At 35.1% G+C, this 24,906-nt stretch carries 24 protein-coding genes and 1 riboswitch; of the genes, 20 read left to right on the top strand and 4 right to left on the bottom strand.

Annotation, left to right across the window (positions count from 1 at the left end; genetic code table 11):
• Positions 1–16: 16 nt before the first annotated feature.
• The 10 genes from F9279_RS07530 to F9279_RS07485 all read left to right on the top strand — a co-directional run bounded on the left by F9279_RS07530 (position 17) and on the right by F9279_RS07485 (position 11,031).
• On the top strand, positions 17–835 hold the full coding sequence (locus F9279_RS07530; RefSeq protein WP_152112184.1) for an ABC transporter permease: 819 nt from the start codon (positions 17–19) through the stop codon (positions 833–835).
• 144 nt (positions 836–979) lie between these two features.
• Positions 980–2,002 carry an ABC transporter substrate-binding protein gene (locus F9279_RS07525; RefSeq protein ID WP_152112183.1) on the top strand — a complete coding sequence of 341 codons (1,023 nt, stop codon included), beginning with the start codon at positions 980–982 and terminating at the stop codon, positions 2,000–2,002.
• A gap of 59 nt (positions 2,003–2,061) precedes the next feature.
• A riboswitch (TPP riboswitch) is annotated at positions 2,062–2,168 on the top strand.
• Positions 2,169–2,339: 171 nt separating this feature from the next.
• A complete protein-coding gene (gene thiW, locus F9279_RS07520) occupies positions 2,340–2,840 on the top strand; it encodes an energy coupling factor transporter S component ThiW (RefSeq protein WP_152112182.1) in 501 nt (166 codons plus the stop codon).
• A 360-nt stretch (positions 2,841–3,200) separates the two neighbouring features.
• Positions 3,201–3,887 (top strand): chitin disaccharide deacetylase, encoded by a 687-nt coding sequence (chbG, locus tag F9279_RS07515; RefSeq protein ID WP_152112181.1) that lies wholly within the window; start codon positions 3,201–3,203, stop codon positions 3,885–3,887.
• A gap of 228 nt (positions 3,888–4,115) precedes the next feature.
• Positions 4,116–5,675 (top strand): phytoene desaturase family protein, encoded by a 1,560-nt coding sequence (locus F9279_RS07510; protein WP_152112180.1) that lies wholly within the window; start codon positions 4,116–4,118, stop codon positions 5,673–5,675.
• Entirely contained in the window at positions 5,662–6,531 is an 870-nt protein-coding gene (locus tag F9279_RS07505; protein ID WP_152112179.1) for a phytoene/squalene synthase family protein, read from the top strand. The genes F9279_RS07510 and F9279_RS07505 overlap by 14 nt, the downstream gene beginning before the upstream one ends.
• A gap of 17 nt (positions 6,532–6,548) precedes the next feature.
• Entirely contained in the window at positions 6,549–8,051 is a 1,503-nt protein-coding gene (locus F9279_RS07500) for a phytoene desaturase family protein (protein ID WP_152112178.1), read from the top strand.
• A gap of 41 nt (positions 8,052–8,092) precedes the next feature.
• On the top strand, positions 8,093–9,169 hold the full coding sequence (locus F9279_RS07495) for a glycosyltransferase family 2 protein (protein WP_193224506.1): 1,077 nt from the start codon (positions 8,093–8,095) through the stop codon (positions 9,167–9,169).
• A 40-nt stretch (positions 9,170–9,209) separates the two neighbouring features.
• A complete protein-coding gene (locus F9279_RS07490) occupies positions 9,210–9,677 on the top strand; it encodes a glycosyl-4,4'-diaponeurosporenoate acyltransferase (protein ID WP_152112321.1) in 468 nt (155 codons plus the stop codon).
• A gap of 121 nt (positions 9,678–9,798) precedes the next feature.
• Entirely contained in the window at positions 9,799–11,031 is a 1,233-nt protein-coding gene (locus F9279_RS07485) for a PucR family transcriptional regulator (protein ID WP_152112176.1), read from the top strand.
• A 374-nt stretch (positions 11,032–11,405) separates the two neighbouring features.
• On the opposite strand, the gene F9279_RS07480 is transcribed toward F9279_RS07485, so the two are convergent.
• Positions 11,406–11,579: a DUF3934 family protein gene (locus tag F9279_RS07480; RefSeq protein ID WP_152112175.1), complete on the bottom strand. Its 174-nt coding sequence runs from the start codon at positions 11,577–11,579 to the stop codon at positions 11,406–11,408.
• Between the two features lie 273 nt (positions 11,580–11,852).
• Here F9279_RS07480 and ald point away from each other — a divergent pair, with 273 nt between their 5' ends.
• From ald to F9279_RS07465, 3 genes are all read left to right on the top strand, one after another.
• Positions 11,853–12,989, top strand: a complete 1,137-nt coding sequence (gene ald / locus F9279_RS07475) for an alanine dehydrogenase (RefSeq protein ID WP_152112174.1) — start codon at positions 11,853–11,855, stop codon at positions 12,987–12,989.
• A gap of 198 nt (positions 12,990–13,187) precedes the next feature.
• On the top strand, positions 13,188–14,129 hold the full coding sequence (locus F9279_RS07470; RefSeq protein WP_152112320.1) for an ABC transporter ATP-binding protein: 942 nt from the start codon (positions 13,188–13,190) through the stop codon (positions 14,127–14,129).
• Complete coding sequence (locus F9279_RS07465; RefSeq protein WP_152112173.1) at positions 14,126–15,115, top strand: ABC transporter permease; 990 nt, start codon at positions 14,126–14,128, stop codon at positions 15,113–15,115. Before F9279_RS07470 ends, F9279_RS07465 begins: the two co-directional genes overlap by 4 nt.
• Positions 15,116–15,336: 221 nt before the next feature.
• Here the strand turns inward: F9279_RS07465 and F9279_RS25100 are convergent, their stop codons facing one another.
• Positions 15,337–15,474, bottom strand: a complete 138-nt coding sequence (locus F9279_RS25100; protein WP_193224505.1) for a hypothetical protein — start codon at positions 15,472–15,474, stop codon at positions 15,337–15,339.
• Positions 15,475–15,723: 249 nt separating this feature from the next.
• On the opposite strand from F9279_RS25100, the gene F9279_RS07460 reads away from it, so the two are divergent.
• The 5 genes from F9279_RS07460 to F9279_RS07440 all read left to right on the top strand — a co-directional run bounded on the left by F9279_RS07460 (position 15,724) and on the right by F9279_RS07440 (position 20,212).
• Positions 15,724–16,050: a MerR family transcriptional regulator gene (locus F9279_RS07460; protein WP_152112172.1), complete on the top strand. Its 327-nt coding sequence runs from the start codon at positions 15,724–15,726 to the stop codon at positions 16,048–16,050.
• Positions 16,051–16,448: 398 nt separating this feature from the next.
• Entirely contained in the window at positions 16,449–17,213 is a 765-nt protein-coding gene (locus tag F9279_RS07455) for a threonine/serine exporter family protein (protein WP_152112171.1), read from the top strand.
• A 12-nt stretch (positions 17,214–17,225) separates the two neighbouring features.
• On the top strand, positions 17,226–17,681 hold the full coding sequence (locus F9279_RS07450) for a threonine/serine exporter family protein (RefSeq protein ID WP_152112170.1): 456 nt from the start codon (positions 17,226–17,228) through the stop codon (positions 17,679–17,681).
• A 175-nt stretch (positions 17,682–17,856) separates the two neighbouring features.
• Complete coding sequence (locus F9279_RS07445) at positions 17,857–19,185, top strand: 6-phospho-beta-glucosidase (protein WP_152112319.1); 1,329 nt, start codon at positions 17,857–17,859, stop codon at positions 19,183–19,185.
• A 127-nt stretch (positions 19,186–19,312) separates the two neighbouring features.
• A complete protein-coding gene (locus F9279_RS07440) occupies positions 19,313–20,212 on the top strand; it encodes an NAD(P)/FAD-dependent oxidoreductase (RefSeq protein WP_152112169.1) in 900 nt (299 codons plus the stop codon).
• A 399-nt stretch (positions 20,213–20,611) separates the two neighbouring features.
• Here F9279_RS07440 and F9279_RS07435 read toward each other — a convergent pair whose 3' ends face one another.
• Entirely contained in the window at positions 20,612–21,334 is a 723-nt protein-coding gene (locus tag F9279_RS07435; protein WP_193224504.1) for a class I SAM-dependent methyltransferase, read from the bottom strand.
• A 145-nt stretch (positions 21,335–21,479) separates the two neighbouring features.
• Between F9279_RS07435 and ybaK the strand changes: the two genes are divergently transcribed.
• Positions 21,480–21,956, top strand: coding sequence for a Cys-tRNA(Pro) deacylase (ybaK, locus tag F9279_RS07430; RefSeq protein WP_152112167.1), 477 nt, complete (start codon positions 21,480–21,482; stop codon positions 21,954–21,956).
• A 121-nt stretch (positions 21,957–22,077) separates the two neighbouring features.
• Positions 22,078–22,977, top strand: coding sequence for an SDR family oxidoreductase (locus tag F9279_RS07425; RefSeq protein WP_152112166.1), 900 nt, complete (start codon positions 22,078–22,080; stop codon positions 22,975–22,977).
• A gap of 192 nt (positions 22,978–23,169) precedes the next feature.
• On the opposite strand, the gene cydC is transcribed toward F9279_RS07425, so the two are convergent.
• Entirely contained in the window at positions 23,170–24,897 is a 1,728-nt protein-coding gene (cydC, locus tag F9279_RS07420; RefSeq protein ID WP_152112165.1) for a thiol reductant ABC exporter subunit CydC, read from the bottom strand.
• Positions 24,898–24,906: the final 9 nt, after the last annotated feature.

The raw sequence follows: 24,906 nt of genomic DNA, 5'->3' as shown, positions 1-24,906 counted from the left end.
GAAAGGAGGTAAAAGAATGGCATCTGTACCGAAAAAGAATGATTTATATATAGAAGATGAAGAGGCGATGGCACGAAAGAGAAAACGAATAACCAGTATTGGTCAATGGAGTGCTGGTATTCTCTTAATTGTTGCATGGGAACTACTTTCTAGATGGAATATTATTGATTCCTATTATTGGAGTAGTCCTTCAACTATTTGGAAAACAGGCTATATAGCATGGACAGAAGGCTCATTATGGAATGATTTATTATATACTTCAGGAGCAACGGTTTCAGGCTTTTTTCTAGGCACATTTTTTGGAGCATTATTAGGGTTATCCTTCTGGTGGTCCTATTATTATTCCCGCATTTCAGAGCCTTACCTGATAGCCTTTAATGCTATACCCAAATTAGCTTTAGCGCCTGTTTTAGTTATACTTTTTGGAATAGGCTTTGGTTCAAAAGTAGTTCTAGCATTTATGATGACTGTTATCACAACGGCTCTTGCTGCTTACAGTGGAGTTAGAGCAGTGGATAAGGATTTAGAGAAACTACTGTATTCCCTTGGTGCTAAAAAATGGCATGTTTTCACAAAAGTAGTTGTACCAACAAGTATGCCCTGGATTGTAAGTAGCTTAAAAATCAATATAGCATTAGCTTTAGCAGGAACCATTGTTGGTGAGTTCATTAGCTCTAGACAAGGAATAGGAAGAATGATTTTATACGCAGGACAAATCATGAATCTTAACTTGGTTTGGGTAGGAGTAGTCGTACTTTCTATCTTATCCATCATCATGTACTTTGCAACAGTTTGGATAGAGAAATTATTGTTAAAAGGAAGAAGTGCTGATTAGTAAAAATAGTTAACATACTGACGAGTAGTATGTAAATATAAATGAATAGAATTTTAGATTTAGTCATTTCTACTATATCTTCGTCATTCATTTTCACTAATTTTTATGCTGATTCCTTGTCTATATAAATGAAAAGGGGGATTTATGTTGAAGAAGTGTAAGCTTTTTCTCATTGGCTTTCTAAGTTTTGTATTGCTACTTGCAGGATGTTCTTCTAGCAGTGAACCAGAGAAAACAGGGGAAGGGTTACAGAAGATAGTTCTTTCAGAGCCAGTTCACTTAATTGGTTATCTTCCAATATACCTTGCCATGCAAGAAGGATATTTTGAAGAGGAAGGCTTAGAAGTAGAAGTAATCACGGCAACTGGAGGCGCTCATGTAACGTCTGTTGTAAGTGGCGATGCTTGGGGCGTTATTGGTGGACCAGACTCTGTTCAAATGGCTAATATAGGAAGCTCTGATCCCATTCAATCTGTTGTCAATGTAGTTAATCGTGCAAATGTATACTTAATGGATAACTCAGATGAAAGTGTTGATACAACAAATAAAGAAGAATTTGCTGCCTATCTAGAGGGAAAAACGATTGCTGCAGGAAGGTACGGAGGAAGTCCAAATTTATTAACAAGGTGGCTGTTGATGGACTTAGGATTAGATCCAGAAAATGATGTGAAATTAGAAGAGCCTGCAGATGCAAGTGCAGTTGTTTCCTTAGTAGAAACAGGAAACGCTGATATAGCAAATGGAGGAGAGCCACAAATTACAGAAGGTATCAATAAAGGAGTATGGAACGAACCGTTTTATAGCTTCGCAAGCCTAGGAGATTATCCTTACTCTGTTGTGAGTGTGAAGAAATCTAAAATTGAAAGTGAACCAGAAGTAGTAGAAAGCTTTGTAAGTGCTGTAATGAAGGCTTTAAAGAAGGTGGATGAAGATCCTGAACTAGCTATGCAGGTTCTAAAAGCAGAATTTCCATCCACATCTGATGAAAGCTTACAGGCATCACTCGATCGTGCATATGCTGATGCATTATGGAGTAAAGACGGATTCATTTCAGAGGAAGCAGTAGCAAAACCAATGGATGTTGTAGAAAAAACGGGTGTCTATACAGAAGGATATAGTTACGATGAGTTGATAGATATGCAGTTTGTGGAGAAATTGTCAGAATAATAGAGAGAAAAGCCTTTCAGAGAAAAGCATATTAATGTAAAATAGCTATATAAGCATATATTGACTACTAGGGGTGCCGTATGGCTGAGAGAAAAACATTCGTGTTTTTAAACCCTAATGACCTGATCTGGATCATACCAGCGTAGGGAAGTAGCGGAGTATCTCTATTTCTTTTGACTTTTAAAAAAGTCAGGTCACCTTTGATCTGGCTTTTTTTGTTTTTGAAAGAAAGATAGAAACAAGCTCCATACATAATTTTCTTAGTGGTTAGTCAATATCCATTGAGGTATTTATTTTTGCCTCTCGCTTAAAAACAAATAAGTGGGGAAAAAAGAATATGAAAAGACTAAAGCTTTTAACATTAATGGCTATGTTTACAGCATTTGGGACATATGGTTCCACATTGCTATGGTTTCCAGCAGGAATTGCAAAGGCTTATCCCGTACAGCATGCACTAAATGTCATTGCTGCCGTTTTATTAGGACCAATCCCAGCGGTCATTATTGCATTTGTTACTTCATTATTAAGAAATCTTCTCGGAACTGGATCATTATTAGCTTTTCCTGGAAGTATGATTGGTGCACTATTAGCTGGGTATTTATTCTATAAAACATCTAAACCAATATTTGCTTCAGTAGGGGAAATAATAGGAACAGGTGTTATTGCTTCACTTGTAGCTGTTCCATATGCGTCCATCTTATTAGGTACAAAAACAGGAGCATTGTTCTATATGCCATCCTTTGCTGTTAGCAGCATCACTGGATCCGTAATTGGTTATTTATTAGTCGCTCGTTTAGTAAAAATCAAGTCCATTCAATCGCTAAGTCACCATAGCTAATATCACTATATGGATGGTAAAGGTGCTTCGGCATAAGTATTTTAGCCAATAATAAATCTGAACTATTAGAAGTCATTTTTTCTAGTAGTTTGGATTTTTTTTTGTTTTACTATATGCGGTTAAAATATTACTAAAACAAAACTTACATTCTAGTGTATTAATTAAACATGAACAAAAATATATTTATATAGAAATAGAAAGGGATTTTAGTAAATGATGACGAAAACAATCAAAGGCTATTATGGGTTTGGCCTATCTAGAAAAATAAACACGGTAAAATAAAGTTCCAATAAGTACCATTTTTAAGGTATAAAATAGTTATTCTCTTTCTATGACTTATCCATTACAAAGGAGGATTACATGACAAAAATAGTCATTAACGCAGATGATTTTGGTCTTAGTCGCGCAGTGAATTATGGGATTTTAGATTCACATACAAAGGGGATTGTCACTTCTACTACTATGATGATGAATGCTTCTGCTACCAATCATGCTATAAGATTAGCAAAAGATACTCCATCGTTAGAGGTGGGGGTTCATCTTGTACTAACATATGGCAAACCACTCTTACCTGATGTACCAAGCTTAACGGATGACAATGGATTATTTCAAAGACAGGCAAACGTCTATCTTAATCCTCACTCTATTAATTTAATGGAATTAGAAAGAGAGTGGTGTGCACAAATAGAAGCGTTTCTAGATGCAGATCTTACACCCTCTCATATAGATAGTCACCACCATGTACATGGAATAAAAGAATTTTATCCTGTAATAAAGAATATTACGCAAAAATATGGTATCCCTGCTAGAAGAGCTGGTGATCACTTTATTGATATTCCAACATTAACAGATGTCTTCTTGGATGATTTTTATGGAGAAGGTGTTGTAGAGGATTATTTTATTCAGCTCCGCGATAAAATCGGAACAGAAAGTGTGGAAGTAATGACACACCCTGCCTATTTAGATGAGACTTTAATAGAAAGCTCCTCTTATAACCATGAAAGATTAAAAGAAACAAAAATTCTTATTAACTCAAAGCTACTATAGAAAAAAACCTTCTAAAGATATTTTCATTCTTTAGAAGGTTTTTTAAGATAAATAAATAAGTGGTTTAACTAGAAAGAACGTGGGGTATAAAATGTAATGTTTTTAAATATACCTATCAAATAAGATACTTCTTAATAGGATAAGTGTATTCTCAACTTATCAACTGATAAGCAACTAGTTGTTATAAGGAATCAGGGTTCATTAATATATAGGGGGAAGTATACAAAAATGAAGAAAAAAGTAATCGTTATAGGTGCTGGCGTAGCAGGATTGGCTAGCGCGATTCGCTTGCAACACGCAGGATTTCAAGTGGAAATACATGAGAAAGAAGCAATCGCTGGTGGTAAAATGCATCGTATTGAGAAGGACGGCTTTCAATTTGACCTTGGTCCTACCATTGTTATGATGCCAGAGCTTTATCGAGAAATATTTGAATTAGTAGGACGGGATCCAGATGATTATATTCTGATGGAGAGATTAGATCCTATGTATTCCGTCTTTTTTGGAAGTGGAAAAAAAGGATATCATGAAGTATCTTCTGATTTAGTTCAATTAATGAAGTCTTTTGAGCATGCAAGTGAAAAGGATGCAGAAGGTTTCTTAAAATATTTACAACTGATCTATGAACGTTTTCTTGTAGCTAAAAATCACTTTTTACAACGTCCCTTCCGAAAGAAAATGGATTTTTATAACCCATCAACCCTATACCAAGCATTAAAATTAAAGACATTTGATAGTGCCGACAATTTTATTAGTAAATATGTGAAAAATGAACAGTTAAAGCAAATGATAAGCTTTCAAACTTTATATATAGGAGTTTCTCCTTACAATGGTCCATCCCTTTATTCCATGATTCCAATGATAGAGTTCTTCTATGGAGTTTGGTTTATAAAGGGTGGAATGTATACAATGGCAAAGTCCATGGAACAGTTATTTTTAGAGCTTGGAGGGAAAATCTCTTATCAATCTACTGTAGAGGAAATCTTGATAGAAAACCATGTAGCAAAAGGAATCAAAGTGAAAAGAAAGGATATATATTCTGACTACGTATTATGCAATGCAGACTTTCCATATGCTTTAAAGCATTTGGTAACAGATAAGAAATCTAAAGGAAAATACACAGATGAGAAGATTGGTAAGATGGATTACTCCTGTTCTTGCTTTATTTTATATTTAGGAATGAACAGAAAAATAGAAGAATTTAATACTGCGCATAGCTTCTTTTTTGGAGATGATCTAAAAGAAAATTTAGAAGATATTTTTGCAGGTAAGAAACTAAATAACCCATCTTTTTATGCTTATAATGCCTCCAAGCTTGATCCAACATTAGCACCAGAGGGGAAGGATGGATTATATATTTTAGTCCCAGTGTCAGATCTATCTACAGCCAAATATGAATGGACAGAAGAAACCATTACCTATTACCGTTCTCAAGTTTTAAACACATTAAGTCAAGTAGAAGGCTTAGAAGAAATAGAAGCAGACATTATTTCCGAAAGCTATATGACACCAATAGATTTTAGAGAGAAGTTCAATGCTTATAACGGAGCATGCTTTGGGCTTAGACCTACTCTTACACAAAGTAATCATTTAAGACCACAGAGTAAAGCACAAGCATGTGATAACCTTTACTTTACTGGAAGTAGCACACACCCAGGAGCAGGTGTGCCGATTGTATTATTATCTGCCAAAATTGCTACAGAGGAATTGATTCTAGATGACTCTGTTTCTAATAAGAGTAAGCAACCAGTTCATATAGCAGGAGGAGTTGTTAATGAGGGGAGCTAAACCCGTTCCTAGACCTCAATGGGACTATTTATACTGTGAAAATATTATAAAAAAGCATTCAAAGAGTTTTTACCAAGCCTTTAGCAAGCTGCCTTCTGAAAAAGCACAAGCTGTTTATGCTATTTATGCATTTTGTCGCTATGCAGATGACAGTGTGGATGAGACAAGAGATTCATCTAAGCAGAAGGAGAACTGGAGTACTTTATATCATCAATTGCAGCTTTTTGAAAAAGGTGAAGAAGTGGATCACCCCATATGGCGAGCATTAAGAGATGTATTTACCCGTTATGAAATGGATATTACCCCGTTTTATGATCAATTGAAAGGACAACAAATGGATATATACTTTGAACAGCCGAAGACAATGGAAGAATTGGAAGAGTATTGTTATTATGTTGCAGGCACAGTAGGCCTAATGCTTCTTCCTATACTTGCAACAGAAAATCATCAGCATTTAAAGCATTATGCTGTTCATTTAGGAAAGGCCATGCAATTAACGAATATCCTTCGAGATATTGGCGAGGATTATCGTAATAATCGCATCTACCTACCAGAAACATTCTTTCAAAGAGGATATTATACCAATCAAGATTTAGCAGATCACAAGATAAATGGGACATTTATTGAAATTTGGGAGAGTATAGCAAATCGTTCGGAAGAGCTTTATCAATTATTTTATGCAGGTATAGAATCCTTCGATCAGGATAGTCAATTACATGTTCTTCTTTCTGCTCATATTTATAAAGAAATTCTAACAGCAGTTCGTGAAAATGGATATGACTGTTTTTATAAAAGGAATTATGTTTCTAAAGAAAAAATGATGCAGTTACAACAAAAAATAATCGTAATGATGTAAAAAAGGAGGGGTGGTAATTGACTAATAGAAAATCAGTTCTTGTCATAGGTGGTGGTCTTGGAGGTCTTTCAGCAGCTATCAGCATGGCACAAAGTGGATATGCAGTATCGCTTTACGAGAAGAATAGTCACTTAGGTGGCAAGCTGAATAGGTTAGAAGAAAGTGGTTTTGGATTCGATTTAGGACCATCCATTTTAACGATGCCATTTATCTTTGAACGATTATTTAATAAAAGTGGTAAAAAAATGAGTGATTATATACCTACCGTTCGCCTTGAGCATGAGTGGAGAGCATTTTTTCCGGATGGAACGAAGGTTGATTTGTATAATAATTTGACAAATATGTTCGATCAAAATGCAGCCTTAAACGAAAAGGATATGGAAGAATATAAGAACTTATTAGCATATACAAAGGATATATATGAGCTAACAGAAAAAGGCTATTTCAATAAGGGGTTAGACTCCACATGGGATGTGATAAAGGAGCATGGTCCTTTTAAATCATGGAAAGGATTTGATCTACAACATACGATGTATGAAGGAATTGCAGAAAGAATCAGTAATCCTTATTTAAGAGATATGCTGGCATATTATATTAAATATGTTGGATCATCCCCTTATGATGCTCCTGCAGTATTGAATATGCTCATTTATATGCAACATCTACATGGTTTATGGTATGTACCAGGAGGATTGCATCAGATTGGAAAAGGTTTAGTGAAGCTGGCGAAAGAAGTTGGAGTAGAGTTTCATTTAGGTGTATCTGTTGAGAAGTTATTAACGAATGAGGCAAACAACCAAATTGTTGGCATACGCTTGCAAAATGGTGTAGAAAAAACAGCTGATTATGTTATATCAAATATGGAAGTAATACCAACATATGAAAAATTACTAAATTGGAATTCTAAAAAACTGAAAAAGATGGAAGAGAAATATGAGCCTGCTAGCTCTGGACTAGTGCTTCATTTAGGGGTTAAGAAGAAGTATCCACAACTTGCACATCATAATTTCTTCTTTGCTCAATCTTTAAAGAAACAGATGAACAAAGTTTTTCATCAAAAGGAGCTACCGGATGACCCTACTATCTATCTTGTGAATACGAATAAAACAGATCCAACACAAGCACCAGAAGGCTATGAAAATATAAAAATTCTTCCACATATTCCATATAAGCAAGATCAACCATTTCAAAAGGAAGATTATAAAAATTTGAGAGAAATAGTTTTACAGAAGCTAGAGAATATGGGACTTACCGATTTAAGGAAGCATATAGTAGTAGAAGATATGTGGACACCAGATGATATAGAATCTACTTACTGGTCTCATAGAGGATCTATTTATGGAACTGTTTCAGATAAAAAGGCTAATCGTGGCTTTAAACATTCTAAACAATGTAAACAGTATAGAAATTTATACTTTGTAGGCGGAACAGTGAATCCTGGCGCAGGGATGCCAATGGTAACGTTAAGTGGGCAATTGGTAAGGGACATGATTGTAGAAAGAGACAATAGAGATAGATAGTAGGTGTGAACTTGGGAACCATATTTCTAATAATCTTATGTATGATAGGAATTTTAGCCATAGTAGCTAGTTATTTAATGCTTTATCAGTTACCGATTATACAAAACGCTCCTCCCTATAATATAAATAGATTACTAAGTATAGTCATTCCAGCTCGCAATGAAGAAGGATCTATTGATAAGCTGCTTTTATCGGTAAAGGAGCAAAATTATTCTAACTTTGAGGTATTAGTTATTGATGATGAATCCACCGATTTAACTGCATCTGTGGCTAGAAAATATGGTGCAAGAGTTATTCAAAGAAAAAAAGGTAAATGGAGAGGGAAGTCGTCTGCTTGTTGGTTTGGAGCATTAGAGGCTAAGGGGGAATTACTTCTCTTTCTTGATGCAGACACAAGGTTAAGTCATGTAAATGCTTTAGAAAATATGGTCAAAGTATATGAAGAGAAAGGTGGACAAGGTCTCCTTTCTGTTCAGCCATATCATACTATTCAGAAAGGGTATGAAAACCTGTCGATTGTATTTAATATTATTCTAATCGTTGGCATGAATGTTTTCACTTTATGGAAAGGATTCTTTCAAGGTGCAGGTGCATTTGGTCCGTGTATTTTGACGAATAGAAGGAATTATTTCTTAGCAGGTGGACATAAACAAGTAGCTTCTGCTGTAATGGATGGTTTAGAGCTAAGTAAGGCCTATAGCAAAATTGGTTTACCGACTATTTGTATGGGAGGGAAAGGTACAATCAACTTTAGGATGTATCCAAATGGACGGAAAGAGTTGGTGAATGGGTGGACAAAGAGCTTTGCAAGTGGTTCTACCTATACACATCCTATTATCATGCTTCTCATATATAGTTGGATTGCAGGTGGAATAATATCCGGGGTCTATTGGTTCCTTCCATTTATCAATCAAGGTTACATGATATTTCTCATCCTGTATCTTCTATTCTTCTTACGATTTTACCATCTAGCAAGAAAAGTAGGTTCTTTTTCTTTTTTCTATTGTTTATTCTATCCTGTTTTCTTTTTATTTTTTGTTGTTTTGTTTATGCGGTCCGTTTACTTCACAAAGGTAAGGAAGGAAGTAAAATGGAAAGATAGAAAAATCCAGATATAATGGGGTGCTACAAGGATTGAGGATCATCTATTTATCACAAATGGAAACATTCATAATCGACATTGTTGCCTGGTTCCTTATACATATTGGAATTGCACTAGTAATAGAAAGGTTGCCGATCCAATATTTTACATTTGATACCTTTTTATACCGCATTCGAAATTGGGAAAAGAATGGTGCTATATGGGGAAAGTGGTTTAAAGTAAAGGCGTGGAAATCAAGGATACCAGATGGAAGGAACGTCATAGGTAAAGGATTTGAGAAAAAACAATTAAGTGAAAAAAATAAACCGTATTTACAACAGTTTATTCTAGAATCGAGAAGAGCAGAATTAACTCATTGGATATCTATTGTTCCAGCACCTTTCTTTTTTCTGTGGAATCCACCTTGGGCAGGCTGGGTAATGGTTATATATGCACTTCTATTTAATCTTCCCATCATAATGGCCCAAAGATATAATCGACCAAGAATACAGAGAATCGTTAAACGGTTAGATAATAAAAAATAGGAAAGTGCCCTCCTTAAAAAGTAGGGTATTTTTTGTTTAGAAAGATATTGTAGTACTGCTTCTAAACAATATAAAATAGGATTAATTAAAAAGTGCTAACAGGTAAGGAAAGGAGATATGGATGACTGATAAACCATTGAATCCGTTTAGAAGGGATATGTACGATTCCTTAGAAAGCTTTGTTGATCATGTAAGTGAACTATTAGAATGTCCCATAACATTAGAAAATCCTCATCATCGTGTTTTAGTGTATAGTAGTCATGACGATGAAACGGATATGGTTAGAATATCAACCATTATTAGTAGGAGAGTTCCTGAGAAGGTTATTAATCGATTATGGAAAGATGGCGTCATCCCTCAATTACTTCAGAGTAGAAAGCCAATTAAAATTGAAGGAAAAAAAGAAATTGGACTTGGAAATAGAGTTGCTGTATCGATTTGGAGAGGAGAAGAAGTAATTGGTTATATATGGGCTGTAGAATTGGATAAACCCTTAACTAATAATAAAATGCTTATCCTAGAAAATGCTGCTGTGATAGCACGCCATTTACTTTCCCGTTTCAGCAAAAATACAGCACCCTCTCTTCAAGATAACCAAGAGTTTTTCTGGAGAGTTCTAACAGGTTATGTGAATGAAACAGCTATTGAAGCAAAGATACAAGAATTGGGTATGGCTAAAATTCCTTTTTACACTATTATGATTTTTCCCTTTCCTGAAATAATAAATAAAGAAATAGAAAAGCATATCTTGTATTTATTAAAAGTATCTCAAGATGTTAAGATTTCCTTTTCTACAATAGAAGACAAAGAACTAATCATACTAGCAACACCCCTAGATTCGAAAGAAAATCCTATAAGCTGTTATAAACAGTTTATCGATAATTTTGAGAAAAATTTACAAGAAAGATTTCAAATTGAACATGTTAAAGGTGCTTTTGGAGGGATTTACAAGCAGTTTGTGGACGTACCTAAGAGCTTAAAAGAAGCAAGAACGGTACTAGAGGTTAGAGAGAAGTTTCCTGAACAGACGAGCTCCTTTACTCACTATCAGGAATTAGGAATCTATCAATTTTTAGATATCCTTTTAGAAAAAAGACGTCAGGATGGATCTGTTAATATAGCCATCCAAAATCTCTTGGAATACGATCAGATACATAAAACGGAGTTATTAGCGACATTAGAAGTTTATTTGGATGAAAGTGAAAGTATGCAGAAAACAGCAGCTAAGCTTCATATTCATAACAACACACTTAGTTACCGTTTAAAACGAATAGCAGAAATTATGGAAGTAGATATTACAATACCTAGTCAAAAGTTTATGATTTATTTGGATTTGAAGCTAATGCGGTGGTGATGGATATATTGAAGTAATTATTGATGTTGGGAGAAAGGATCCAAAAAAATAATGGCTTCAGATGGTAGACAAATTCCTAGATTAAGCGGCTTTTAATATAGTTATATTATTTAATCAGCTTTCTAAAATAGCGGCTAATTACCGTTACAGGGGTTTGCTTTCTGTGTGTGGGACTCACGCTGAGCCGCTTCGGCCTTGCAGTGACCTCACATTGATATGACCGGTATAGAACTATATTATTCCCTAACTTAGCCTCTCGTCCTTTTAGGAAACTAATGTATTCCAATTATTATATAAGAAAAAATCCAGCTTCTTTTAACTGGATTTTTCGTCATTGCATATAGAAATTAGTCGAATTTAGCAGATAGTGCTCTTTACTTTCCTGCCTTATCACTATTAGTACCTGTTTCACTAGCTTCTCGCTGTTTAACCCCTTTACTTTTGTAAGGTTTTGCACTTTTCGCTTTATTAGCACTAGCCTGCCAACGATTCCAGCCCTTCTTACCTGTCCCTCTACCTGTTCCACCTTTAGCTTTAGCTTTACTCATATAATCAACTCCATTATCCTTGTCCATTAGTTAGTCTTATTTCTTTACTCTTTGTAAAAACATGATGAAATATAAGCATATAACACTCAGATGTTAATTTAAACAATAATATTAGAATAAGTTCCGAAAGGTAAAATACCCCATTTGTGATTTTTCACAAATACATATTTTTTGCTTTATTATTTTTAACAAAGAAAATTTTCAGAATTCGTCCTATTATAATAATAAGATTATAACATTGTATGTAAATTTAATTAACAAGGGGGAATTGTGATGATTATTGGTGTTCCAAAGGAAATCAAAAACAATGAAAACAGGGTAGCGATTACTCCTTCTGGTGTGTCTTACTTAAAGAATGGAGGACACGAAATTTTATTAGAAAATAATGCTGGGGTTGGTAGTGGTTTTGCAAATGCTGAGTATGTGGCAGCAGGGGCAAAGATAATCGATACAGCAGCAGAGGTTTGGAATACTGCTGAAATGATTATGAAGGTAAAAGAACCATTAGCATCTGAATATATTTATTTCCGCAAAGGTCTTATTCTCTTCACCTACTTACATTTAGCAGCCGAAAAGGAACTAGCAAAGGCTTTGACGGAAAATGAGGTAATAGGAATTGCTTATGAAACCATTGAAGTGAACGGCAAGCTCCCTCTTCTGACTCCAATGAGTGAAGTAGCTGGAAGAATGGCTGTTCAAATTGGAGCGCAATTTTTAGAGCAGCCACATGGTGGAAAAGGTATCTTGCTTGCAGGTGTTCCTGGAGTAAAAAGAGGAAATGTTACTATTATTGGCGGTGGAATTGTCGGAACAAATGCAGCAAAAATTGCCATAGGGTTAGGAGCAAATGTTACTCTTTTAGATTTAAATCCAGAAAGATTAAGGGAATTAGACAATCAATTTGGTTCTAGTCTAATTACAGTAGTCTCCAATCCTGCTAATATTGAAGAAGCTGTTGTTGAAGCTGATTTGGTTATTGGAGCTGTTCTAATACCAGGAGCGAAAGCACCAAAATTAGTAACAGAGGAAATGGTAAAGAAAATGGCGCCAGGCTCTGTAATTGTAGATGTTGCGATTGACCAAGGTGGAATATTCGAAACAGTTGATCGTATTACCACACATGATAATCCTACTTATGATAAACATGGGGTAGTGCATTATGCTGTAGCTAATATGCCAGGAGCAGTTCCGAGAACTTCAACTATTGCTTTAACAAATGTAACAATGCCATATGCTCTTCAAATTGCTAACTTAGGGGCAATAGGAGCTATTGAAGCTGATTATGCTATTAAACAAGGTGTGAATACATTTAAAGGACATGTAACATATGCTCCAGTTGCAAGAGATTTAGGTTATGTATATACATCTGTTCAAGAATTGATAAACAATGTATCTACGACTACTATTTAAAAAATAAATGAAAAAATACTCTTTCCACTTTCATTTGGAAAGAGTATTTTTGAGATTGATATTAAATTGTGAACACAATGTAAACTTTATCCATTTACGAAACCTTTTAGGCGGAATATCGTATTAGTATAAGAAACGTGTATTTATACATCATTTGAGCCAGCAATAAGGGGATTTATAAAAAGAAGGGAGTCTATGATGAAGGTTACTGCGTTGGAAGTAAAAAACTTAACAAAGAGGATAAGAGGAAAGAACATTGTGGATGATGTTAGTTTTACGGTGGAAAAAGGAGAAATCTTTGGTCTTCTAGGTCCGAATGGTGCCGGTAAAACAACGATTATCCGAATGGTTGTTAGTCTTATTAACAGAACAAATGGAAAAGTTGTTATCAATAATAACGATTTAGATGTAGATTTTTCAAATGCCATGAGTAGTCTAGGCGCAATCGTCGAAAATCCAGAATTTTATAAGTACATGAGTGGATATAAAAACCTGAAGCATTATGCAAGAATGGCTATCAATCCAATACCAGAAGAGAGATTTCAGGAAGTCATTAAATTAGTAGGCTTAGAGAGTGCTATTCATCAAAAAGTGAAAACCTATTCTCTTGGAATGAGACAAAGACTTGGAGTTGCACAAGCTTTATTACATAAACCGGCAATATTAATTTTAGATGAACCAACAAATGGACTTGATCCACAAGGGATTCGCGAGTTTCGGGATTATCTCCATTTACTAGCAAGAGAAGGTATTTCTGTATTGGTTTCTTCCCATTTGTTATCAGAGATGCAGTTAATGTGTCATCGCTTTGCCATTATTGAAAAAGGAAAGCTAATACACGTTGCTACAATGGATGATACTGTCTCAGAAGAAGAGGTAAATAGTAGACAAGTAGTCTTTGAGCTAGACCAGGTGAAAGAGGCTGTTTCCATTTTGGAAAATAGTGACCTCTCCTTGACAGTTGAATCCTCTAAAGAAAGAGAGCTTATTATCAGTATACCTAAAGAACAAATCCCAATCGTAAATAAACTTTTTGTAGAGCATCACCTCTCTGTATATGGAATCTCTGTAACGAAAGCAACGTTAGAAGACAGATTCTTAGAAATAACACAGCAAAATAGAGAGGAGGTTAAGAAATGATTGGCTTAATACAGAATGAATTAGTGAAAATATGGGAGAAGAAAACAAGTTGGATTTTTGCTATTGTTTTAATCATTATATTAATTGGAGGAGCAATCCTTGAAATGAAAACTGTTCCTCAATACAAAGGAGATGATTGGCGAGCCAAGGTAGAAACAGAAATAGCAGAGTTAGAGAAGAAATTACCATCTGCACCAACGCAAGAAAGCCTTTGGAATAATGGTCAGGAATATAAATATGAAGATACAAAAGAGGGTATGGAAGAGACTATTACAAGATATCAACAAAATTTACAAGATGATGTGAGTCCATATACTACCTCTTGGTCTAATATGGCTGGTGGAGTTCTTGCTATGAAGTCATTAATAACGTTGTTTGTAGTTATTGTTTGTGCTGGGAATGTTTCTTCTGAATTTTCAGATGGAACAATTAAACAATTATTAATAAGACCACATAAGCGCTGGAAGATATTATTATCAAAGTATATATCCTTATTAATCTATTCTGCTGGCCTTATTGCTATATTAATTGTAGCTGGTTATGTCATAAGTATTTTATTCTTTGGGGTAGGGGATTTCTCTAGTAATATAAACCTGTATGATATGGCTGGTCAAACTGTTAAAATGAGTACTGGGGTTTATTTCTTTAAGTCGATTTTATATTATCTTCCTGGTTTATTACTCATATTAACTATAGCATTCATGCTTTCTACTCTATTTAAGAATCAGGCAATAGCGGTGGGGATTGGAATATTTGTATTATTTGTATCTTCTACACTGGGGCAACTGATTCAATTTTTAGCTGAAAATTATACTTGGGCGAAAGTGTTGATATTCCCCCACTTAGATCAATCGGTTTTCTTGTTGCAGGATAAAATATTAGAAAATATAACGATGCCAATGTCTTTAGGAATTTTATTTGTATATTACTGTATCTTTATGATACTTACGTTTTGGTTTTTTAGGAAAAGAGATGTAAGTATTTAAAAGGAATGCTGTTACTACTAAGTAAAGTAATTTTGCTTAATAGTAGCAGTTTTTTTAATGTTTAAGTATTTTAAAAATTAAGATATTACTTGCGATATACCTTTGTTTCTATTAAAATAGTTATGTTATGTTTGTTAACATCATTGTGGTACACAAAAAAGAGAATCTCATTTAAGATTCTCTATATATAATCGTACATATTAAGGTTTACGTTTCTTGTGTTAGCTATTTTGTACAAAACGAAGTAATTCGTGAGCATGCTCTCCTGCAAGTTCGGCTAGATTTTCCCAAATCTCGTCTCTTTGTAAATCAAGCTCCACGATTTTCTTAGCTAGATCAACCGCTTCTTTATTAATCATTTCTTAGGCTCCTCTCTATAGAAGAATGAGTGCAATGTACCTTCTTCACCTAAAGTGTAATAGGTCAAAATGTTTGTACTATAAGCATTTTAAAGTACTTTATAGAAAAATTCATCAAAACTGTAAGGATATCTTACCTATTTTTTGAATTTCGTGTTATAAAATATGACAAAAACAGTTCGTTTTTGTCACGTAGATATTATAATGAGTAGTAAGGAGAAAACTCTAACTTCATGAGGTGAAATGTAAATGGATCATGAACCATCCTATAAGAAAAGAAAAGTGATTACCATAGGCGTTGTTAGTGAACTTACTGGATTAACGGAAAGACAAATTCGCTATTATGAGCAGCGAAAACTCATTTTTCCCGAAAGACCAGAACGTGGAAATAGGAAATATTCTTTTTCTGATGTAGAGAGGTTAATAGAGATTGCTAATAAAAGAGAAGAAGGAGTTCGCACACACGAAATTCGGCAAGAGATCCTGAAAAAGAACAGGGAAGAGGAAGAGCGCAAAGTGAAAAAACAGATGCTCCGTGGACAGATTAATGCTCGTTTTGGTATTCAAAAAGATTGATCAAGTAGTATAAGTAGCAAAAAATCAAGCTTCTAAATATTATTTCCTATAAAGCTAGACATAAGTATTTCAGTCATTAACATACCCGAACTATTAGGCGATTATTTAATTAGTCTCTCGCCTAATAGTCAGGGTTTTTTATTTTGAATATTATTTTAAACATCTCTTGGAATGGAGTGTAATCCACTCAAAAGAATTAGACCTGCAGGCGAAAAAAGTACAAGAGGCTTATCTTCCCTCCCTGACTTGTATTCCACTATTGCTTATTGGAGTGTTACTCGTTTAAACTGTAAATTGGAAATGTCATTCGGCAAAAAATGTATGAAGATATTTATCTATTTATAGAAGAGGTAACAATACTTGATTATAGTGCTTTGTTTCATATTGGAGAGATGATCATGACATATTTATCGAAAGAAAAAACCTATGACATCATGGAAATATGTATGTTGGCAGGTAGCATTATGCTTCAAAACGGAGGAGAAACATATCGAGTGGAAGATACAATGACTCGAATAGCGGTCGCCTATGGAGTAACAGATTCAGATTGTTTCGTTACACCAACTGGCATTATTTTATCTTTAGAAGGCTCAGAGCCCACTAAAACAAAACTTAATCGTATATTAGATAGAACAACAAACTTAGAGAAGGTTGTAAAAGTTAATGATATATCGCGAAAAATAAGTACAGGAACAGTTAGTATGAAGGAAGCCTATTATTTGCTTAAAGATGTAGAAAATGAGGAATGCACCTATAATAATTGGATGCAAATTACGGCCGCAGCTTTTGCCAGTGGATGTTTTTTAATTATGTTTGATGGGGTATGGAAAGATTTTATTCCTGCACTAATAGCTGGAGGGTTAGGTTTTTTATGCTCAAATTATTTCCATAGAGTAATTCAAATTAAATTCTTTGCAGAGTTTTCTGCTTCTTTTGTAATAGGAATTATTGCATTTTTATCGGTATGGATAGGTTTTGGCGCAGAAGCAGACAAGATTATTATTGGCTCTGTTATGCCACTTGTGCCAGGATTATTAATAACCAATGCAGTAAGAGATCTAATAGCAGGACATTTAGTATCAGGAATTTCAAAGGGTGCGGACGCATTTCTAACAGCATCAGCAATAGGGACAGGAATAGCTGTGGCATTTTTTATTTTTTAGGAGAGAGCACGAATGAATGATTTTATAGCACAAGCAATAACGAGTTTTGCAGCTACATTTGGTTTTGGTATTATCTTTCATATTCCCCGTAAGATGCTAATTCAATGTGGATTTATTGGTATGTTAGGATGGCTTGCTTACTGGTTAATTGTCTACTTCCATATGGATGAAGTATTAGCAACACTAGTAGGGGCTTTCTTAGTGGCACTAATTAGCCAAATATTTGCAAGATGGTATAAAACACCTGTGATTGTTTTCAGTGTGGCAGGTATTATTCCTTTAGTTCCAGGTGGAATGGCTTATAATGCTATGCGTAATTTTGTGGAAAATGATTATTATGAAGCAGTTAGCTTAGCAGCTAAAGCATTCTTAATATCAGGATCTATTGCGATGGGATTATTATTTTCAGAAGTTATCAATCAGTTGATTATTAGGGCGAATAGAAAGAAGGCATACAGTAAGGGATAGACAACCTTAACTGTATGCCTTTTTTTGGCACACCATGTTTTTCTATTGGAACAGGTTACACGAAATGTAAAATAGTACAAAACTTGGTTCTTCTATTTACTAAGAGTACACAAAAAAGTATGGTAAAGGAGGAAGTTGAAAAGGATTTCAAAAGGATGAAAGGATGGCGATTGGTATGGGAGAAGGAATTAAGATTGTTACCATTGGTGGAGGCTCTAGTTATACACCAGAATTAGTAGAAGGATTTATTAAACGATATGATTCATTACCAGTTCGCGAGCTTTGGTTAGTTGATATCCCTGAAGGAGAAGAAAAATTAAACATTGTTGGAAATCTAGCTAAAAGAATGGTCAAGAAGGCAGGTTTACCAATTGAAATTCATTTAACACTTGATAGAAGAGCAGCTTTGAAGGATGCTGATTTTGTTACAACACAATTTAGAGTAGGTTTATTAGCAGCTAGAGCAAAAGATGAAAGAATTCCTTTGAAATATAATGTAATTGGTCAAGAAACAAATGGTCCAGGAGGTCTTTTCAAAGGCTTACGTACCATTCCCGTCATCCTAGATATTGTGAAAGACATGGAAGAGCTATGTCCAAATGCTTGGCTGATTAACTTCACTAATCCAGCAGGTATGGTAACAGAGGCTGTTCTTCGTCATAGTAATTGGAAAAGAATAGTAGGGCTTTGCAATGTTCCTATTTCTACACAAATGGGTATTGCTAAGATCTTAAAAGTAGAATCAGAAAGAGTAAGAGTGGACTTTGCTGGATTAAATCATATGGTTTATGGGTTAAACGTATTTTTAGATGGTAAGAACATTACCTCTGACTTTTTAGAGGCAATGTCAAAACATGAGAGTGATACAATGAAAAATATAGCGGCAATTGATTGGGAACCAGACTTTATAAAAGCTTTAGGAGCAATTCCATGTGGTTATCATCGCTATTACTATAAACAAGCAGAAATGCTGCAAAGTGAGCTAGAAGAAGCAGAACTACAGGGTACAAGAGCAGAAGTAGTTCAAAAACTAGAAAAAGAACTTTTTGAGTTATATAAAGATGAAAATTTAGAAATTAAACCGCCACAATTAGAAAAACGTGGGGGAGCTTATTACAGTGATGCAGCATGTAGTTTAATTGATTCTATGTACAATGATAGAAGAGATATACAGCCTGTTAATACGATAAATAATGGAGCTATAGCTAGCATTCCTGATGATTCGGCAGTAGAAATTAGCTCTATTATTACAAAAGAAGGTCCAAAACCAATCGCTATTGGAGATCTTCCTGTAGCTGTTCGTGGTCTTGTTCAACAAATTAAATCTTTTGAAAGAGTAGCAGCTGAAGCAGCAGTAACCGGAAATTATCATACAGCTTTACTCGCAATGACCATTAATCCACTACTACCATCAGATAAGGTGGCAAAAGAAATTTTAGATGAAATGTTAGAAGCACATAAAGAGCATTTACCACTATTTTTTAAAGATGAAGTGTTAGCTTAGATAAAAGGAATGTTTGTGAGACTGCTCGCAAACATTCCTTTTTTTATATGTAGGAGGGAATAAGAAGAGTGTACTTGCTTACAATAAGTAAATAACTCGTTGAATGCTCTAGAAAGGAGAAGAAGGAATGAACCATATCTTTGATTGTATAATTATTGGTGGCGGAATAGCGGGTCTTCAAGCAGCTATTCAATTAGGCAGATATAACCATGAAGTATTAGTAATAGATAAGGAAGATGGAAGGTCTACTCTTTGTAAAAGCTATCATAATATTTTAGGTTATCCAGATGGAGTGAGTGGTGAAGAGCTAAGAAATATTGGGAGACAGCAAGCTGAATCCTTAGATGTCCAATTTCTAAAAGACTCAGTAGAATCTGTAAAGAAAGTAGATAGCTTTTTTTCGGTTAAGACAGTGAAAGATACTTTTAGCTCTAGAAAATTGTTAATAGCTACAGGTGTACTTGATCATATCCCTCCCTTACAGGAACTTTTCCCATGTTTAGGGGTTAGTGTCTATTTATGCCCAGATTGTGATGGCTATGAAGTGCAAGGTAAGAAAACAGTGGTGATAGGTAATGGTAGTGTTGGAGCAAATATGGCTATTACTCTATTGTATTGGACGAAGGAATTAATCTATATTAATCATGGCGGAGAAGAGATAGAAAAAAACTTACGTGAAGAGCTATCTAAACATGATATTCCCATTTACGAACAGACAATAAAGCGTGTGATAGCAAAAGGCCCCGAAATTAGAGGTTTTGCATTAGAGAATGATCTAGTAATTGAAACAAACCATAGTTTTATTGCCTTTGGTGGAAACAAAGTGCGATCGGATTTGGCTGTCCAACTAGGGGTTGAGGTATTGGATAATAACCATATTAAAGTGCATCCCCGAACTAAAATGACAAATATAGAAGGTGTTTGGGCTGCGGGAGATGTTGTTGCACACTCAGAACAGGTAACCATTGCAATGGGAGAAGGTTCACAAGCAGCTATATGGATTCATAAGTCCTTATTAAAAGCGTAGAAAATCGATGCGATAATATTGGTTTTTGTAAGGAAACAGTTGTAAGTCTTCTATCCCTTTCGAATAGGTTGACCAACGAAAAACTTACAAAAACTAACATATCACATAGATCTATCGCATCAGCTTGAGGTAGAAGTAATGGAGAAAGATTGAGTGGGGTTTATATCCAGATAATCTACGTTCCAGGAGTGAGACCTTGCAGGGCATGGGCAGATCGCGGCTCAGAGCGAGCCCACACGAAAAGCGAATCCCTGTAACGGAAATCATCCCCCTATTCGATTAGTTCATTATCTATGCAAGTTCTCAACAGACTAATGTCACATAAATTATTTGCATTTAATGGACATATTCTTTTTTCAACAAAGTGGCATTCTGGCCATGTAAATGGCCAAAAATTAGCTAGTTTACTGCTCTATATACTCTATAGCCAATAATATTTCCATAGGTGTAAAGGATATGAGAGTGTTCCATTAGCTTACCTTCTAAATCTAAGTTAACGGGAACTGTTGTATCCATGCCTTCTTCTTCACCTTCTAAACCTGCAAGCATATGAGAAAAAACAGAATGAGCCATTTTTACTTCTACTTGTGAGAATCCAGCATGTTTCATCTGATTAACCCATTCCTTTTCTGTATAGACTCTATCTATTCCATAGACTTCACACATATTCTTCTGCTCTACATGGCTTAATGGTTGCTCTGCAGTCATCTCTAAGGTTAACAATACTCCATTTGGTTTTAGTACACGATTTATTTCTCTAAGTGAATGTTGACAATTAGTGAAAATAAGAACAGATTCCACTAAAACAAGATCAAAGCTATTGGAAGGGAAAGGGATTTTTTCTAAGCTGCCTTGCACTAATGTTATAGGTAAGTTCTCATTTGTAAATCGGTTTCTTGCTCTTTCCACCATGGTAGGATGGTAATCAATACTTGTTACAGAACAAGGATAATGTTTCTTAATAAAGGCAGATGTTTGCCCCGTACCACAACCTCCATCAAGAATAGCTGTTTGATGTGTGATGCTTTCTTGCTCTAATAAAAATTTTGTTAAGGTTAGTCCTCCTGGGTGTGCACCACTTATCCCATAATAGGCTAGTGCATCTTGGTAGCTTGGTTTCATTATAATCCTCCCAACAGAATTGTACATTTTCTCATACTATATGAATAATTGGGCATTATGTTCGTAAAATGTCACAGGTTTTTGATTATTATCACTTCTTCTTCTGCGTTATAATAGACAGAAAAGAACGGAAAGAAGGATCAAAATGGCTACCGCAAAGACAAATGCAATGAGAATTTTAGATGGAGCAAAAATTCCATACACAATTTATACCTACGAAAATAAGGATGGAAAGATTGATGGCATTTCTGTAGCAGAAAAAATAGAAAAAGAGGTTAAGATGGTATATAAAACATTAGTGTTAGGAGACGCTTCAAAAGAAAATTATGTTTTTATCATACCTGTTGAAGCAGAGCTTGATTTAAAGAAGGCAGCAAAAGTGGTTCAAGCTAAAAAAGTAGAAATGGTTCCTGTTAAAGATATACAAAAACTAACAGGATATATACGTGGTGGTTGTTCACCAGTCGGTATGAAGAAGAAATATGAGACTATTATAGATCAAACCGCAAAAGAACTTAACACCATTGTTGTAAGTGGTGGGAAAATTGGGCTGCAAATGGAATTAGCGGTTTCAGACTTAGTAACAGTTACTGAAGCAATGGTAGCAGATGTTATTCATTAACAAAGTAGTAATTTCCATGTAGCATACCACTCACAAGTCTTATAGAAAATATCATGGATAAGCACATTATTAACTTCCTCACATAATGTAACAAAGTATAGCCTAGAGGAGGATGGATAACATGTACCCAGAATACCCCTACTATAGTCAAAAGAAAGTAACAAAGAATGTCCCAATTGCTTTTCCACCACAGCACCAGAATAGAATGCCAGGCTTTGAATATGAAATGAACCCTAGACCAATTTCTGAGAACCCAAACTATAAAAGTAGCAACAAGCTTAAAAGTAAGGTTGCTATTATTACTGGTGGTGATAGTGGTATAGGCAGAGCTGTTTCTTACGCTTATGTAAAAGAAGGAGCTAAGGTAGCAATAGTCTATCTAAATGAGCACCGAGATGCACAAGAGACAGAGCAAAGAATTAAAGAGTTAGGTGGAGAGTGTCTTCTTATACCCGCAGATTTAACAATGGAAGAAAATTCTACTTATGTAGTAAAAAAAGTATTACAGCACTTTGGAAAAATAGACATTCTAGTCAATAACCATGGTGTACAATATGTTCAAAAAAGCATTTTAGATATTACAAAAGAGCAACTTGAGCATACGTTTAGTACAAATATTTTTTCTTTTTTTTACTTAATCAAAGCCGTTTTACCATACTTAAAAGAAGGAAGCACGATAATTAATACAGCCTCCATCACAGCATATGCAGGTATGAAAGAACTGATTGACTACTCTGCAACTAAAGGAGCTATTGTCACCCTAACAAGGTCTCTTTCCTTATCTTTAATAGAAAAGAAAATACGGGTTAATGCAGTAGCACCAGGTGCTTTTTGGACACCTTTAATTCCAGCAAGCTTTTCTGAGAAACAAGTAATGAAATTCGGTACAGATGCCCCTATGAAAAGAGCCGGACAGCCATTTGAGCTAGCACCAGCTTACGTTTATCTAGCATCAGATGATTCAGGATACGTGACAGGGGAAGTAATCCATGTAAATGGAGGAAAGATGGTCACAACTTAGTATAGGTCTGTAGTTTTATAAAAGATTCGTTTGGAGAAGCGTCTGTTTGTCTTTTTATAGGATAAGTGAGTAGGCTGTTACCCTATATGTTGCCAATAAAAAGACCCGTACTATTTAGGATATTTTCCATTGCCGATAGTACGGGTTTTTCTTCGTTTCTGCTACTAATTTGTTGATGATGAATCCTATATTTCAGAATTCTGGATGATCTAAAGCGTATAGCTGCTGATATCTAGTGCTATTTGTTAATAATTCTTGGTGAGTCCCTCTCAAAATGATTTTTCCCTCATCCATAAATAAAATTTCATCCATTTCTTCTACTCCAACTAAATGATGAGTAATCCATATAATCGTTTTTCCACTCAAAGCAGAAAAAATTGTTTTTAGTAATTCTTTTTCTGTTTTTGGATCAAGGCTAGCATTGGGTTCGTCCATAAGTACAATAGGGGTATTCTGCAGCAGAATCCTAGCTAGTGCCACTCTTTGTCTTTCTCCACCTGAGAAACGTTGTCCTGTTTCTTGCATAAATGTATCTATCCCGCTCGGTAACTGTTGCACTAGTTCCTCTAATTGAGCTAATTTAATAACCTCTCTTAAACGTTCATCCGAAGCATTTTCAACACCTACAAGGATGTTGTTTCGTAAAGTAGTATCAAATAAATGAGGATTTTGGTTTAAAACAGAAAGTAGAGTAGAAGAATCCTCGGCAAATAAAGATGCAGGTTCACCATTAAAGGTTACACTTCCAGATGTGGGCTCTATTACTCCTTGAATCAATTTAAGTAGAGTAGATTTTCCAGCACCACTTCGACCAATTAATGCGATTTTTTTCCCTTTAGGAATATGAAGGCAAGCATCCTCTACGGAAAAGGCTCCCTCTTCATGATAACGATAAGAAACATGCTCTAGCTTAATTTCTCCATCCTCGTCTAATACTCTTTGTGCTGTTGTATGCTGGCTCACACTCGGAGGAGCCTGTAGTTTCTTTAATCGTGTCAAAGAGTCTTGATAAGCAGGTAGCTTCTCAAAAGCATCTGAAACTACTAGAAAGGATTCTAGAATAGGCAGCGCTACAAGAATAATGGCAGCAATTAGTGTAACGGGAATATGTCCTTCTAAATACTCTTGGCTTGACCAAAAGATAAGAGAAACAATGATTAAGACTGCGACTATTTGAGAAGTGAAATTTCTCCATCTAGTAAAAAGCACTAACTGATGACTAATAAGAGCAACTTTTTCTTCTTCCTTTTCATAATCTTTAATAAAGTAATCAGAACGACCACTTATTACCCAATCACTAATTCCTAATATACTATCTGTCAGGCTCTGATATAAGCCGTTCCGACGTTGCTTAAATTCCACTTGTTTCTTCTTCATTAAAAAAAGAGAAAGAAGAGGGGAAACGAATAACAGCAAACCAAGATAGAAAGCCATTAAGAGAGCAAAGGGAAGATCGAGAATTCCAATGGCGCAGATTACGAGTAAATACATTACTGTAGTGGCAAAGGTCGGAAAAATAGTTCGTAGATATATATTTTGCAATTGCTCAATATCATCAGCTAAAATTCCGAGCATATCTCCCATCTTAAAGCGGCTTTTTAGAAATAGTGCTTGAGGTTCTAATATACCAAATAAGCGAATACGCATTTTCGATAGAATACGAAGAACTGTATTATGTCCTGCTAATTTTTCTAAATAGCTGAATACGGCACGGCTCACACCAAATGTACGAACTCCTACAATTGGAACATAAACCATCAAGATATTTTCAACAGGAATAGCTGACTTACTAATAAGAAAACCAGAAGTAAAGGTGAGCATCGCAGCTGTGAGTAAGGCAAGGATGCTCAAGAAAAGGATAAGAAGTATGCGACTGATATTGCCTTTTAGAAATGGAGTAATCCATTTATTATCATTCATTTGAGTTTC

It is taken from the genome of Bacillus sp. B1-b2, assembly GCF_009183415.1.
In the GTDB taxonomy this organism is placed as follows: domain Bacteria; phylum Bacillota; class Bacilli; order Bacillales; family Cytobacillaceae; genus Niallia.
This window is presented reverse-complemented; position numbering and strand designations above follow the sequence as displayed.